Source organism: Alcanivorax sp., from assembly GCF_040119285.1.
Taxonomy (GTDB): domain Bacteria; phylum Pseudomonadota; class Gammaproteobacteria; order Pseudomonadales; family Alcanivoracaceae; genus Alcanivorax.
On sequence record NZ_JBEDTY010000016.1, the window covers coordinates 19953 to 32935 of the forward strand.

Annotated in this window: 15 protein-coding genes; 7 read left to right on the forward strand and 8 right to left on the reverse strand. The window is 55.3% G+C overall.

Going from position 1 to position 12983, the window contains the following annotated elements; genetic code table 11:
* Positions 1 to 58: 58 nt before the first annotated feature.
* The 5 genes from rlmH to ABNH10_RS05030 all read right to left on the reverse strand — a co-directional run bounded on the left by rlmH (position 59) and on the right by ABNH10_RS05030 (position 4381).
* Positions 59 to 541 carry a 23S rRNA (pseudouridine(1915)-N(3))-methyltransferase RlmH gene (gene rlmH / locus ABNH10_RS05010; protein WP_349384960.1) on the reverse strand — a complete coding sequence of 161 codons (483 nt, stop codon included), beginning with the start codon at positions 539 to 541 and terminating at the stop codon, positions 59 to 61.
* A gap of 3 nt (positions 542 to 544) precedes the next feature.
* Complete coding sequence (rsfS, locus tag ABNH10_RS05015) at positions 545 to 907, reverse strand: ribosome silencing factor (protein WP_011589232.1); 363 nt, start codon at positions 905 to 907, stop codon at positions 545 to 547.
* 6 nt (positions 908 to 913) lie between these two features.
* Entirely contained in the window at positions 914 to 1591 is a 678-nt protein-coding gene (nadD, locus tag ABNH10_RS05020; RefSeq protein ID WP_011589231.1) for a nicotinate-nucleotide adenylyltransferase, read from the reverse strand.
* Positions 1592 to 1641: 50 nt separating this feature from the next.
* Positions 1642 to 2913 (reverse strand): glutamate-5-semialdehyde dehydrogenase, encoded by a 1272-nt coding sequence (locus ABNH10_RS05025; protein ID WP_035459543.1) that lies wholly within the window; start codon positions 2911 to 2913, stop codon positions 1642 to 1644.
* Positions 2914 to 3520: 607 nt separating this feature from the next.
* Complete coding sequence (locus ABNH10_RS05030; protein WP_349384961.1) at positions 3521 to 4381, reverse strand: class I SAM-dependent methyltransferase; 861 nt, start codon at positions 4379 to 4381, stop codon at positions 3521 to 3523.
* Positions 4382 to 4653: 272 nt separating this feature from the next.
* Here ABNH10_RS05030 and efpL point away from each other — a divergent pair, with 272 nt between their 5' ends.
* The 7 genes from efpL (at position 4654) to ABNH10_RS05065 (ending at position 10799) form a co-directional block, all read left to right on the forward strand.
* Positions 4654 to 5220: an elongation factor P-like protein EfpL gene (gene efpL / locus ABNH10_RS05035; RefSeq protein WP_349384962.1), complete on the forward strand. Its 567-nt coding sequence runs from the start codon at positions 4654 to 4656 to the stop codon at positions 5218 to 5220.
* A complete protein-coding gene (locus ABNH10_RS05040; RefSeq protein ID WP_349384963.1) occupies positions 5220 to 6272 on the forward strand; it encodes an aminopeptidase in 1053 nt (350 codons plus the stop codon). The genes efpL and ABNH10_RS05040 overlap by 1 nt, the downstream gene beginning before the upstream one ends.
* Positions 6263 to 7084, forward strand: coding sequence for a rhomboid family intramembrane serine protease (locus tag ABNH10_RS05045; RefSeq protein WP_349384964.1), 822 nt, complete (start codon positions 6263 to 6265; stop codon positions 7082 to 7084). The genes ABNH10_RS05040 and ABNH10_RS05045 overlap by 10 nt, the downstream gene beginning before the upstream one ends.
* Positions 7085 to 7157: 73 nt before the next feature.
* Positions 7158 to 8009 (forward strand): TRAP transporter TatT component family protein, encoded by an 852-nt coding sequence (locus ABNH10_RS05050; RefSeq protein ID WP_349384965.1) that lies wholly within the window; start codon positions 7158 to 7160, stop codon positions 8007 to 8009.
* A gap of 8 nt (positions 8010 to 8017) precedes the next feature.
* Positions 8018 to 9007, forward strand: a complete 990-nt coding sequence (locus tag ABNH10_RS05055; protein WP_349384966.1) for a TRAP transporter substrate-binding protein — start codon at positions 8018 to 8020, stop codon at positions 9005 to 9007.
* Entirely contained in the window at positions 9004 to 9513 is a 510-nt protein-coding gene (locus ABNH10_RS05060) for a TRAP transporter small permease (protein ID WP_349384967.1), read from the forward strand. The genes ABNH10_RS05055 and ABNH10_RS05060 overlap by 4 nt, the downstream gene beginning before the upstream one ends.
* Positions 9510 to 10799 (forward strand): TRAP transporter large permease, encoded by a 1290-nt coding sequence (locus ABNH10_RS05065; RefSeq protein WP_349384968.1) that lies wholly within the window; start codon positions 9510 to 9512, stop codon positions 10797 to 10799. Before ABNH10_RS05060 ends, ABNH10_RS05065 begins: the two co-directional genes overlap by 4 nt.
* Positions 10800 to 10925: 126 nt before the next feature.
* Here ABNH10_RS05065 and ABNH10_RS05070 read toward each other — a convergent pair whose 3' ends face one another.
* The 3 genes from ABNH10_RS05070 to ABNH10_RS05080 all read right to left on the reverse strand — a co-directional run bounded on the left by ABNH10_RS05070 (position 10926) and on the right by ABNH10_RS05080 (position 12972).
* Positions 10926 to 11684, reverse strand: a complete 759-nt coding sequence (locus ABNH10_RS05070; protein ID WP_349384969.1) for an NYN domain-containing protein — start codon at positions 11682 to 11684, stop codon at positions 10926 to 10928.
* A gap of 398 nt (positions 11685 to 12082) precedes the next feature.
* Positions 12083 to 12682 (reverse strand): GNAT family N-acetyltransferase, encoded by a 600-nt coding sequence (locus ABNH10_RS05075; RefSeq protein WP_349384970.1) that lies wholly within the window; start codon positions 12680 to 12682, stop codon positions 12083 to 12085.
* Positions 12682 to 12972 (reverse strand): hypothetical protein, encoded by a 291-nt coding sequence (locus tag ABNH10_RS05080; protein WP_349384971.1) that lies wholly within the window; start codon positions 12970 to 12972, stop codon positions 12682 to 12684. Before ABNH10_RS05080 ends, ABNH10_RS05075 begins: the two co-directional genes overlap by 1 nt.
* Positions 12973 to 12983: the final 11 nt, after the last annotated feature.

Genomic DNA, 12983 nt, shown 5'->3' on the forward strand with positions numbered 1-12983 from the left:
CGTGGTTAACGCTTTGTCCATTAGCATTGCTGGTGCTGTAGTTTGGGGCTTGGAGCTATTAACGGTGATAGGGGTGCCCGGTCAGTAGTGTCCAGCCCCGGTAGAGCTGCTCAGCCAACAATACCCGCACCAGTGGGTGGGGCAATGTCAGGTTGGACAGACTCCAGCGCTCATGGGCGCTGGCTGATAACTGGGGGCACAGGCCATCGGGCCCGCCCACCAGCAGCACTAAATCCTGGCCCACGTCTTTTAGCTCGCCCAGTTTACGGCTAAGGGCGTGAGTGTCCAGCGCCCGGCCGTTGACTTCCAGCGCCACGGTTTTGGCGCCCGGGCTTTTTTTCACAATTGTTTCCAGGCGCTTGCGTAGGGCGTCAGCTTCTGCCCGAATTTGACTGCCGGCGTCTCCCTTGCCGCGTTTAGGCATGGGAATCTCTTCCAGTGTTAAGCGCATATCCGGAGGCATACGCTTCTGGTATTCGTTAAAACCTTCGGTGACCCACGCTGGCATGCGGGTGCCGATGGCCAGCAGAACAAGGTGCATGGGCTAGTGGTCTTGCTGCTGTTCGCGGTCTGGGTGGTGCTGGGGGTTCTTCCACAGCCGTTCCAAATCGTAGAATTCACGGGTGGCGGGCAGCATCAGGTGAACAATGACGTCACCCAAATCGACCAAAATCCACTCGCCAGTATTTTCTCCTTCGGTGCCAATCGGCGGGTAGCCGGCGGTTTTGGCCGCATCAGACACGTTGTCGGCCAGCGCTTTCACGTGGCGGTTGGAGGTACCACTGGCGATAACCATGGTATCCGCGACACTGGTGATTTCACGTACATCCAGCGGGGTGATGTTTTGGGCTTTGACTTCTTCCAGGGCGTCGATGACCAGTTGCAGTAGCGGAGTGTCAGCGCTCATGGGGCCTCATGATTGGTTAAAAGGGGTATGTTCGGCCACATTATACAGGTCGTGGCGGTGAATATGCGTAATCACGGCGTCATCTAACGCCGGACAGTGCCCTTTTTTTGCGAGCGCCTGACGAATGGCGGTGGCAGAGACATCCAGAAATGGGCGTTTGAGCATTAGTCGTAAGCCGTAGGGTTGCTGTGCCAGGCCGTGGGCATCGGTTTCTGGAAACGCCTCTAAGACGGCATTATCTGCCAGCGGGCTGTTTGGGCGAGGTACCACTGCTAAGTGACACAGGTTGGTGTAATCACGCCATTGGTGCCACTGATGCAGGTTGGCAAAGCTGTCGGCGCCGATCATAAACACGAGCGGCCGGTCCGGGTGTTGTTTGCGAAAATGCTGCAGTGTGACCAGGCTGTAGCTGGGGCCGGGCTGTGCCAATTCCCAACCATCCGGGTGCAACTGTGGGTGGTCAGCACAGGCCAGCTCCAGCATACGCAAGCGCTGCTCACCATCGGCCAACGGTTGCGGCCGGTGAGGGGGAACCGCATTAGGGAGCAGGTGCACAGGGGCGTCATTGAGCACCTTAGATACAGCTCGGGCCGCACTGATGTGCGCCCGGTGAACCGGATCAAAGGTGCCGCCAAAGAGAACCAAAGGCCGGCCGCCGGACGCCGCATGTTGGACGTTATGCAAAGCACGCCTCCGTGTTTGGCGTTAGGTATCCGGCATCCTGCATCTGGCGTTTACAGCCGTATATGCCCATCACCCAACACCACCCATTTCTGGCTGGTCAGCCCTTCTAGACCCACTGGGCCGCGGGCATGGATTTTATCGGTGGAAATGCCGATCTCGGCACCCAGCCCGTATTCGAACCCGTCAGCAAAACGGGTGGAGGCATTCACCATCACTGAACTGGAGTCCACTTCGGTGAGAAACCTGCGAGCCAAGGTGTAGTTTTCGGTAATGATGGCTTCGGTATGGCCCGAACTATAGCGGTTGATATGTTCGATGGCGTCATCAATACCGTCAACGATTTTTACCGCGAGCACCGGCGCCAGGAATTCCTCTTCCCAGTCGCTGTTGGAGGCTTCCACCATGCCGGTGATGCCTGCTTCTGTCAGGAGCCGACGGGCCTTATCACAACCGCGTAGCTCCACGCCGGCCTGTTGGTACTTGCCCGCTAGCTCTGGCAGCACCTGTGGCGCAATCGCATTGGCTACCAGTAACGTTTCGGTGGTATTGCAGGTGCCGTAACGCTGGGTCTTGGCGTTGTAGGCCACGCTGATCGCTTTGGCGATATCGGCCTGACCATCAATGTAGGTGTGGCAGTTGCCATCCAGATGCTTAATCACTGGCACGCGAGCGTCATTACTGATGCGCTCGATCAGCCCCTTGCCGCCCCGGGGGACAATCACGTCCACGAATTCCGGGTGGCTAATCAGCTCGCCTACGGCGGCGCGGTCGGTGGTTTCCACCACCTGTACGGCGGTGTCAGGCAGCCCAGCCTCACGAAGGCCCTCGCGTATGCATTCGGCAATGGCTTGGTTAGCGTTGATGGCTTCGGAGCCGCCACGCAAAATCGCCGCGTTGCCGGATTTCAGGCATAAAGCGGCGGCATCAACGGTAACGTTCGGGCGGGACTCGTAAATGATGCCGATAACCCCCAAGGGCACACGCATTTTGCCCACTTGAATGCCTGATGGGCGGTAAGCCAGGTCGGTAATTACACCGATTGGGTCTGCCAGCCCGATAATTTGTTCCAAGCCTTCCACCATGCCGTCAAAGCGGTCGGGAGTCAGTTCCAGCCGGTCTAGCAGGGCAGCGTCCAGACCATTGTTACGTCCGGCGTCCAGATCCTGCTGATTGGCCTGCAGGATCGCGTTACGGTGGCTGCGCAAGGCGCCGGCAATGGCCGCTAGGGCCTTGTCCTTGTCGCTGGAACTGGCACGGGCCATGGCACGGGAGGCTTGGCGGGCCTGTTCACCCAGGCGTTGCATGTATTGCTGGATATCCATAAATCTCTGCGTTAAATCGGTTGATGGCTTGCGGGCTGTGCCGGGCTGCTACGTTACTGTGGGATATAAACCCGCCCATAAGGTAGAGGAGCCGGGTGCCGAGGCACCGGAGGCCCGCTACCGCGCTGGCTGGTAGCGTGGACTGCTTTTTTCGCCCGCGAAAAGCCGCATTATAACGATAACCGCTGCTGTACGCTTGCACACAAAGGGTGAGGGAGCGAAAACCTTTGCTACGGAGATACCGATAATCGCCCAATGTCATGAGTGTGATTGTGCCATTGAGAGGGGGGCCGGTGGTAATACACCAATACTCCTGCCCAGCGATCATGAATGAAGTACTTCTGGGGCGGGCAGTGAAGTGGAAATTAATGACCGGGCATTATTCTCCCGTCTGCCAACCCGCGTAAGCACCCTTGCGGATGCTCGGTGAAGCCTTCCAGATTGCATTTCTTATCGGTATTACTTCAATCGAATCTACGGAAACATTCTTGTCCGTTGTGGGGGAAAGCTGGGCACCGACAAGCTGAAATTCCCCCAGATCTTTAACCGCGATCAGGACGAAAAGGTGGTGTTTTTCATTGGCCAGAAACCCTCAAAGCATGAACGATCAACGATTGCCCAGCGCTGTCTTCCCTTCCAATATCCGCACCATGGGGTTGCCTCGAGTTTGGGGGATGGGTAGCTGGCCATAAAAATCAGCTGGGTTATGAATGGTGAGGGACTGGAAGCCCATTTGCTCGAAGTGGTTGGTGGCCTGCTGGTCGGAATGAAAATGAAAACCCACTTGGCTACGGGAAACAGCCCCAAGCAGACGGCCCAGTCCCTTGAGGGTGTGATAGAACGGCATGCCCTGGTATAGCGGGTAGTTGTCGGTCAGGTAGGTACCTTGGGGGAATGCTCCCAGGGCGGTGGCCAGTTTGCGCCAGAACTCGGAGATCAGCGCCAGTGGAAAATAATTCACCAGCCCTTCGGTGATGACCACTACCGGTTTGCTGGTGTCCAGTTGGCCAAGAACATGGCCCAGGCTTAGTTCGCCGACGTCAGCAAAAATATTGATGGGCATCACCCGGTGGCGTTCGCTTAGCACTTGATGTTCTGTGAGGAGGTGTTGTTTGCGGCGGGCCATGTCCGGCAAGTCGGTTTCGATGTAGGTGAGCTGCGGATATTGCTGGCAGAAGCGGTGGCCGCGGGGCGACAGGCCGCAGGCGATTTCCACTACCTGGGTTACGCCACTGTTAATTAGCTGGTGCAAGCGGTGGTCGATAACCAGGTGGCGTTGCAGAAGAAAGGTACGAATATTGCCACCGGCAATGCGCCGCCCCATATATTCAAACGGGGCCAGCGCGCCATACAGTAAGGCGCCGCCACGCGTGCGGAAGAAGGGGGCTGCCAATCCATCTTTGGCCCATACATGCCCAGTGTACAAGGCGGTAAAGCTGATGGATGAGGTATCCCGTAGTTCGCTCATTGTTGTTTTGCGCCGGTAAGGAAGAAGGGAGAACAGGCTAGCAGAGTGTTGCCTCTGCAGGGTGGTAATTTGTGCCAATCGCAAGCGACAGAATTGGGTAGGGAAAGCAGGGGCCGTTGCATGGTTCTCCTTTTCGACTTTTCACTTTGAACGTTCCACTGAAGCTCGCGGGCAGAGTCGGCCATCGCATGGCAATCATCCACCCCGCGTTGCAGCTTGCCGTGGCTCTTTGTTGTAGCATTGGCACATAGACATTTCAGGAAGCCTTTTCCATGACCCGCGCCAGTGAGCTGAAAAAATCCGACGTTATTGAAGTCAACAGCACCTTGTATGCCATTCGCCAGATTGAGGTGCAGTCCCCCTCTGCCCGGGGGGCGGCGACTTTGTACCGGGTGAAGGCCAGCGCGGTTGGTGGTGGCCCCAAATTTGAAGAGCGTTTCAAGGGCGATGACGACGTGCCTACAGTGGCGTTGCAGCGCCGTGCGGTGCAGTTTTCCTATGTGGATGGGGATGACTACATCTTTATGGATAACGAGGACTTTTCCCAGTATTTGCTCAAGCAGGACGATATTCGTGATGAGCTGGCGTTCATCACGGAGGAGACGGAAGGCGTGCTGGCCCTGAAAGTAGAAGAGTCGGTTATCGGCCTGGAGTTGCCGGCATCGGTGGTGCTGGACGTGACCGAAACCACGCCGGCCATGAAGGCTGCTTCCGCCTCGGCCCGTACCAAACCTGCCACCTTGAATACCGGTTTGGTGGTGCAAGTGCCGGAATATATCGTAGAAGGTGAAAAGGTGCGGGTGAATACCGCCGAACGCAAATTCATGTCCCGGGCCTGATGCCGACGCTGTTTCGTTTTTCCCTGTTGTGTTTTTGGCTGCCGTGGGCATTGGCCGGGTGCCAACTGGGCTATTACAGCCAGGCCATTGGCGGTCATTGGTCGTTGATGGGTGAGCGCGAGCCGGTGGAGCAGGTGCTGGCGGACCCTGAAACACCGCAATCGCTGGCTGGTAAATTGCAATTTAGCCAGCAGGTGGTGAGCTGGGCGGGAATTCACTTGGGGCTGCCGGCTGATGATGTCTACCACCAATATGTGGCGTTGGAGCAGGATGCGGTGGTGTGGAATGTGCTGGCGGCACCGCCTTGGTCGCTGACGCCAAAAACCTGGTGTTATCCGCTGGTGGGTTGTGTCAGCTATCGCGGTTACTTCCACCGGGAACGGGCAGAAAAAGCAGCGGCGAATTTACAGGCTGACGGCATGGATACTTGGGTGGGGGGCGCGATCGCCTATTCCACTCTGGGCTGGTTTGCGGATCCCCTTACTACGCCCATGATCCAGCGGTCAAAGCCTTCACTGGCTGAGTTGCTGATTCACGAACTGGCTCATCGCAAGCTGTATATCAAGGGTGATACTCGCTTTAATGAGTCTCTGGCAACCATGGTGGGGCGGGAGGGCGCAAAGCAGTATTTTTCGGCAACAGATGAGCCACTGCCAGATGGTTACTGGGACCGAAGAGAGCAGGTAGAGGACGCTTTTTTAGGTATCATCGCTGATACTCGTAAGGCGCTAGCAAGGCTGTATGAGTCGACCTCGAAGCCATCGCGATTGGCCAGCGAAAAGGCTCGCATTCAGCAACAGGCCCGGGGCCGGTTCGCCGAAGAAAGCCAACGTGTGCGGGGCTTAAAAGGCTACAAACCTTTTTTCGATGGTCCGTTGAACAATGCCCAATTGAACACGGTCAGTGATTATAATGATTATGTGCCGGCTTTTAGCCGGCTTTTTTCGCAGTGCCAGCAGCAATGGGGCTGTTTCTGGCAGCAGGTAGATAACTTGTCTGAGCTGAATGATGCACAACGCAAGCAAGCCCTGGAGGCACTGGCATGGAACTGATTCGTACCCCCCGGTCAGAGCTGGCGGACCTGATCGAAAACACCCTGAAACGCAATGGCTTCCAGGTGCATCGTCATGAGGATGAAGGTCAGTTCGTGTTGGCTGTGCCCGATGCTGAACAATATCCCCATGCGCGAAAACTGACTGCAGAGCTGATTGCCGACCTGAAACGGGGGCAGGATCAACAAGCTCTGGAGCCCCTGACCGGCCAGCCGCAGCCCTTATTGTCTGGTGGCTGGTTGGCCAGCATGGGTTGGGTAACCAAGGCTGGGCTGGTGTTGAGTGTGGCCATCTTCTTGACGCCTTATCTTATCGGCGACGGGGTGTATCGTGCCCTGTTGTTCCCCGCGACCATGGAGGGGTTAACCAGCCAGCCATGGCGGTTGATCACTCCTATGCTGCTGCACTTTTCCCTTCTCCATATCATTTTCAATTTGCTGTGGTGGGCGGATCTGGGACGCCTGATTGAACGCCATCAATCGTCTGCCCAGCTATTGTTGGTCACCCTGGTGACCTCAGCAGTTTCCAATGTGGCTCAGTTCTATTACAGCGGGCCAATGTTCGGTGGCTTGTCCGGTGTGGTGTACGGTTTGTTGGGCTACCTATGGATCTTCGGCTGGCTCAACCCAGGAGCCGGGTTTGCCCTGCGCCGGCAGATTGTGGTCTTCATGCTGGCATGGATGGTGATATGTTTCGTAGGGCTATCGGATGTGGTGGCGAATGCGGCGCATCTGGCAGGATTGGTAAGCGGTTGTTTGCTGGGCGGCATTTTCGGCGTGGTGCGGCGCAGCCAGAAGCCAGGGACAGTTTGAGTTACCCCCGGTGGACTGCTATAAAGACAGCCAAAACGATGACGGTACAACAATGAAAGGATGTCAGCGACCTATGCAGTGGCGCTCTGTACCCTATTGGGTACCTTCTCTCTTTTTCGCAGCGGTGGTTACCCTGCAAGGCTGTTCTCTGGCCCATGTTGACGACAACCTGCCCTACGGTGTCCTCAATAACAATGACCTGCAGCTGGTCGAAGACGGCCTGCCCACCTATTTGTTAATGGTCGATGGCCTGATTGAAAACTGGCCAGAAAGCGAATCCCTGCTGAGCAGTGGTGCCGATCTCTATGGCGCTTATGCGGGCCTGTTCGTGAAAGAACAAGATCGTGCCCGCAAGCTCAGCATCAAGGCGCTGGATTACGGCTTTCGTGCCGCCTGTGCTCACGATAAGGATTACTGCGACTTGCGCAGCTTGTCCGTCCCTGAATTCGAGGCCCTGCTGGAAGACGCGAACAAGGGCGATGTGCCCGTGTTATTTTCCTTGGGTGGAGCCTGGGCGGGGTATATCCAGCAAAACACCAATGATTGGAACGCGGTGGCCGAACTGGGCCGGGTAGAAGCCATCATGGAGCGAATTGTTGCGCTGGATGAGCAGTATCAGTATGGCCAGTCACACATGTATCTGGGCGTGCTAAACAGCATCTTGCCGGCGTCGCTCGGCGGCAACCCAGAACAGGCGAAAACTCATTTTGAACAGGCGGTGCAGTTGGCCGACGGCAAAAACCTGTTGGCCAAGGTGCTTTACGCGGAAAAGTATGCCCGCCTGTTGTTTGACCGGGAGCTGCATGACAGCTTACTCAACGAGGTGCTGGCGGCGGACCCTGATGTCCACGGCCTGACCCTGCAAAATACCTATGCGCAGCAGCAGGCTGAAGCCCTGCTTGCCGACGCGGATGATTATTTCTAGGAGTGTTTATGCTGCGCCTTGCCACGATTCTGGTCGCGTTGTTACCGCTGGTTTCCACTGCTGCCACGACCTTGAAAATTTCCACTCTGTACCCGGATGGCACCACCATTGTTTCTGGGCTTAAGAAAGCCGGTAAGGATATTGCTGCGCAAACCGATGGCCGAGTGAAACTGAAAATTTATCCCGGCGGGGTGATGGGCGATGATCGCGCGGTGGAACGCAAAATCCGTATTGGCCAGCTCCACGGCCTGGTGGCCCAGGGCGGGGCTTTTTCCTCGGCGTACAAAGACAGCCAGATTCTCAATGTGCCGTTGGCTTTTAATAATTACGATGAAGTGGACGCGGTACGCAGTGAGCTGGACCCGGTAATTCAAAAGGGCCTGGAGGACGGTGGTTGGGTCAGCTTCGGTTTGCTGGATGGCGGCTTTGCCTATGTGATGTCTGAGGAGCCGGTAAAAAGTATTGCCGATTTGCGCGAACAAAAACTGTGGCTGCCAGCGAATGATGAAGCTTCCGCTAAAGCGGCCAAGGCTTTTGAGCTGTCACCGATTATGCTCAATATTGGCTCCGTGCTGACCTCCCTGCAGACCGGTGCGGTGAATGCTTTTGCTGCGCCCCCTGTAGCAGCGCTGACTCTGCAGTGGTACTCGCGGGTAAACTATCTGACTGACATGCCGCTGCTGTATACCTTTGGCATGTTGGGTATCCACGAAAAATACTTTAAGCGCATTAGCGCGGCAGACCAGGAAGTGGTTCGCGCCGTACTGGATGGCACTTTTGACACCCTGAATGCAAAAAGTCGTGAGGAAAACCTGAGCGCTTTTGCCGCTGTTCAACAACAGGGACTGGAAGTGATCAAGCCGAATGAAGAACAGCGCAAGGAATGGCATCGTTATGCCGAGCACGCTACCAGTGAACTGGTGGCAGAGGGCGAAATCAGCCAAACCATGCTGGATCGACTTAATGGCATTCTTGCCAAACAACGCGACGGGCAATGATGGCAGCACTATTACGTAGGGTGCATCGCGCCCTTCATCATATCGAGGACGGCCTTATTGTGGCCGTTCTTTTGTTTATGATTCTGCTGGCTGTGGCGCAAATTGTGTTGCGTAACTTTTTTGGTACCAGCTTGGTATGGATTGAGCCTTTACTGCAGAATGCGGTGCTGTGGATTGGTTTGTTAGGAGCAATGATCGCCTCACGTAATGATGAGCACATTCGCATTGATGTGGCTTCGTCGCTATTGCCAGAAAAATACCACCCCTTCCTGACTACCTTCGTGGACCTGTTTACCGCCTTTATCTGTTTGTTGGTTGCTTGGTACAGCGTGCAATTCGTGATCGAAGAATATGAGTATGCCACGCCAGCGTTTGCCAGTGTGCCCAGCTGGTTGCTGCAAGCGATTATCCCGGTGGGTTTCTCGATCATGGCACTGCGCTATGTGGTGTTGTTTGCCATGGGGTTGATTGGTAAACGGCCGAAGATGCAGGAGCTGACACCATGATTACAGCGGCGATTGTCCTGCTGGTGGTGTTGGCGTTAATGGGCGCGCCTTTGTTTGCCATTATTCTGGGCGCGGCAGCACTGGGGTTTTATACCCTGGAGATTGAGTTGGCGGTGCTGCACATCGATATCTATCAGCTCAGCAATTCTGTGGTGCTGATGGCCTTGCCGTTGTTTACGTTTGCGGGTTTTCTGCTGAGTGAATCGAAAACCGCTGATCGTATGTTGCGGCTAAGCCAAGCCGCCTTCGGCTGGATGCCCGGTGGCATGGCTTTTGTAGCATTGATTGCTTGTGCGTTTTTTACCGCTTTAACCGGCGGCTCTGGCGTCACTATTGTGGCATTAGGAGCGCTGTTGCTGCCCGCGCTGGTGAAAGGCAATTACCCGGAAAAGTTTAGCTTGGGTCTGGTGACCTCTTCAGGGAGTTTGGGCTTGCTATTGGTGCCGTCGGTGCCCCTGTTGATCTACGGCATTATTGCCCAGCAAATGTCTCAGCAATTAGAGATGCCCACAGTAGAGATTGTCGACCTGTATCTGGCCGGCCTATTGCCCGCGCTGCTGATGATCGTGCTGCTTTACGGCTACTGTGTGTGGGCTACCCGCGGTACCGATGTTCCCCGGCAGGCGTTTGATTTCCGTGAACTGGTGGATGCCCTATGGGAGGCTCGCTGGGAGTTGCCACTACCGTTGGTTGTACTGGGCGGAATCTTCTCCGGGTTTCTGGTCATTAGTGAAGCGGCGGCGGTGACGGCGCTGTATGTATTGGTGGCGGAGGTATTTCTGTATCGGGAAATTTCCTTGCGCAAGTTGCCGGCGATCATGCGTGATTCCATGATTATGGTAGGCGGTATATTGTTGATTTTGGCGGTGGCGCAGGCGTTTTCTGACTACTTGGTGTATGCCGGTGTGCCAGAGGAGCTATTTGCTCTAATCCAAACGCATGTGGAAAGCAAAATCACCTTCCTGATTCTGCTTAATATTTTGCTGCTGTTATTGGGCGCGTTACTGGATATTTTTGCGGCGCTGGTGATCATGGTGCCGCTGATTCTGCCGGTGGCGTTGCGCTACGGTATTGACCCTGTGCATCTGGGGATTATCTTCGTGGCGAACATGCAGATTGGCTATATCACCCCGCCGGTGGGTATGAATCTGTTTATTGCCAGTTACCGCTTCAAGAAGAAAGTTACGGAACTGTTCGCGGCAACCATTCCTTTCATGCTGATATTGATTATCGCTTTGCTGATGATTACCTATGTACCGCAGTTAAGCTTGTGGCTGGTGCGCTGATTCGAGCTGCAATTTGAAAGTGAAAAGTTGAAACGCGATCAGATGTTTCGCTGAGGCTGAGATCAAAGAGGCCGCGCTCATTCTCCGAGTGCGGCCTTTTGCGTTGTCTCTTTGCTGAAAGGCAAGCTATTTACGCAGGGTTTTGACCTGAATGCTTTTGCCTTGTCCTTTCTGGATTTGGAACCATTTGGGGTAGGCGCGAATCATGTCACTGAGTTTTTTGTGGCCGAACAGACGGGTGTCAAAGTCGGGTTTACGCTTGCTCAAATGTTGGCCTAGGGTGCCAAGATTCGCCCAATCCTCTTCATCAGAAATATCATCGATAACGTTGGCGATAAGCTGTAGTGGTGGATCTTCTTTATTAACGGGTTCTTCGCAGGGTTGGGATTTATCTGGCGTATGTTGCGGGGCATGGTCTGAGCGCAGGACTTCGGTATAGATAAACTTGTCACAAGCGGCCACAAACGGGCCGGGTGTTTTGCGCTCACCGAAACCGTACACGGTCAGTCCTTCTTCCCTTAATCTCGCCGCTAGGCGAGTAAAATCGCTGTCACTCGATACTAGACAGAAACCAGATAGTTGCTTGGTATAGAGCAGATCCATGGCATCGATGATCATGCTGCAATCGGTAGCATTTTTCCCCTGGGTGTAGGCGAATTGCTGGATAGGCTGTATCGAATGTTTCAGTAGTACGCTTTTCCAGCCTCCAAGGTTAGGTTTGGTCCAGTCGCCGTAGATGCGCTTGACACTGGCGGTGCCGAACTTGGCAATCTCTTCGAACAGGCCGTCGACAATCTTGGGCGGTGTGTTGTCTGCATCAATAAGCACGGCCAGAGAAGTGGTGGTCAACTGAGAGGAGTGTGTTTCTATGTTTGTGCCTGCCATGGTTCATTCCTTTTGCCTGTTATACGACAACATGATGGATTCGGCACAGTGGTAATATCAAGGAATGATCAAGGCGACAGCGCGTTGGGTGGCAACTTCGCCAACACTAATAAGGTACGAGACCCTTGAGCTGCTACCTGCCTTCCAGTGGCTGATTGGGTGTGAAGCATAGGCGGTTATGTAGCGACAAAAAAATGGCCGTCGGGTGACGGCCTAAGGGGGAAGTCACTGGGCCTGCTGAGCCCAGGGTATAACCACAGAGTGAGCGCAATGTGATTAGGGGGTTGAAGAGCGTTATCTACAACAACGACATGAAGATAGCAGCAGCCTACTGAGCAATCCACGGGAATGGCTCGAGCGGTTTAATCAGATTATTCGATTGATAACGTCTGGGGCGATCAGATTAAAGGCTTGCGCATGGGGTAGCGGGCCAGGCTGACGCCGTTGCGTTCGGCTTCTTCTTGCCCTTCGCTGGTGAAGCCCATGAAATGGAAGAAGCCGTGGGCGGTGAGGCTGACGTGGGCGGTGAGTTCAGTCATGCCCTCCATCCGGGCACCGTCTTCCAGGCGCTGGTAGAGTAGAGTGGCGATGCCCTCGCGGCCGGCATTCGGGTGTACAAACACCATGTTGATGTAGTCGTTGATCCGGTGGGCAAAGCCCACCAGAACGTTATCCCATTCGGCGACTACAGCTTCGCCCTCACTGAGAGCGGAAATCAGGCTCTCATGGCTTTGTGCGCGGCTCCAGGCATCCCGTTGTTGCTGGTTGTATTGGGCGGCGGCGCTGACCTGAATGGCTTGGCGAAACACGCCCAGCAGTTCGCCCAAGTCGCCACTGTTCATGGGCCGAATCTGAAACGGCTGCAATAGAGCCAGTGGGCCGTCACTAGGGGCCCTTGTGTCTTGGGAGCTGACCTCAGCCGGGCGTGCCGCCGTGGCGGTAGGCGCAATAGAGTGTGAGCAACGACGGAGCAATCGGTGCAACCATTTTCCAATCATTATGGTGTGTCTTTGTGCGTGGGAGCAGTGGACGCTTTTGCGTCTTTCGTTGCCTCGATTTGAGCACGCAGGGCTTTCAGGTATTGGTCCTGTTGGTCCAGTAGCTTGCGGGTGGTTTCCTGCTGGGCTTGCAGATCGTTGGTGCGGGCTTTCAGTTCCTGTTGTTCACGCAGGCGAGCATCGCGCTGCTCTGCGTGCAGCAGCTTGGCGTCGTTGGTTGGCGGCTGGGCGATGGCATAGTGGCTCAAGTTGCCCAGCGCGAAGGTGAAAATCAGCAATAGGATACGCACAGAGCCCCCCT

Bases quoted from the DNA above. Each gene is read 5' to 3' on its own strand.
- ABNH10_RS05075 (WP_349384970.1), bottom strand. From the start codon at position 12,682: ATGATTGGAAAATGGTTGCACCGATTGCTCCGTCGTTGCTCACACTCT.
- ABNH10_RS05060 (WP_349384967.1), top strand. From the start codon at position 9,004: ATGATGGCAGCACTATTACGTAGGGTGCATCGCGCCCTTCATCATATC.
- ABNH10_RS05045 (WP_349384964.1), top strand. From the start codon at position 6,263: ATGGAACTGATTCGTACCCCCCGGTCAGAGCTGGCGGACCTGATCGAA.
- ABNH10_RS05040 (WP_349384963.1), top strand. From the start codon at position 5,220: ATGCCGACGCTGTTTCGTTTTTCCCTGTTGTGTTTTTGGCTGCCGTGG.
- rlmH (WP_349384960.1), bottom strand. From the start codon at position 541: ATGCACCTTGTTCTGCTGGCCATCGGCACCCGCATGCCAGCGTGGGTC.
- ABNH10_RS05055 (WP_349384966.1), top strand. From the start codon at position 8,018: ATGCTGCGCCTTGCCACGATTCTGGTCGCGTTGTTACCGCTGGTTTCC.
- efpL (WP_349384962.1), top strand. From the start codon at position 4,654: ATGACCCGCGCCAGTGAGCTGAAAAAATCCGACGTTATTGAAGTCAAC.
- ABNH10_RS05050 (WP_349384965.1), top strand. From the start codon at position 7,158: ATGCAGTGGCGCTCTGTACCCTATTGGGTACCTTCTCTCTTTTTCGCA.
- ABNH10_RS05030 (WP_349384961.1), bottom strand. From the start codon at position 4,381: ATGAGCGAACTACGGGATACCTCATCCATCAGCTTTACCGCCTTGTAC.
- rsfS (WP_011589232.1), bottom strand. From the start codon at position 907: ATGAGCGCTGACACTCCGCTACTGCAACTGGTCATCGACGCCCTGGAA.
- ABNH10_RS05025 (WP_035459543.1), bottom strand. From the start codon at position 2,913: ATGGATATCCAGCAATACATGCAACGCCTGGGTGAACAGGCCCGCCAA.
- ABNH10_RS05065 (WP_349384968.1), top strand. From the start codon at position 9,510: ATGATTACAGCGGCGATTGTCCTGCTGGTGGTGTTGGCGTTAATGGGC.
- ABNH10_RS05070 (WP_349384969.1), bottom strand. From the start codon at position 11,684: ATGGCAGGCACAAACATAGAAACACACTCCTCTCAGTTGACCACCACT.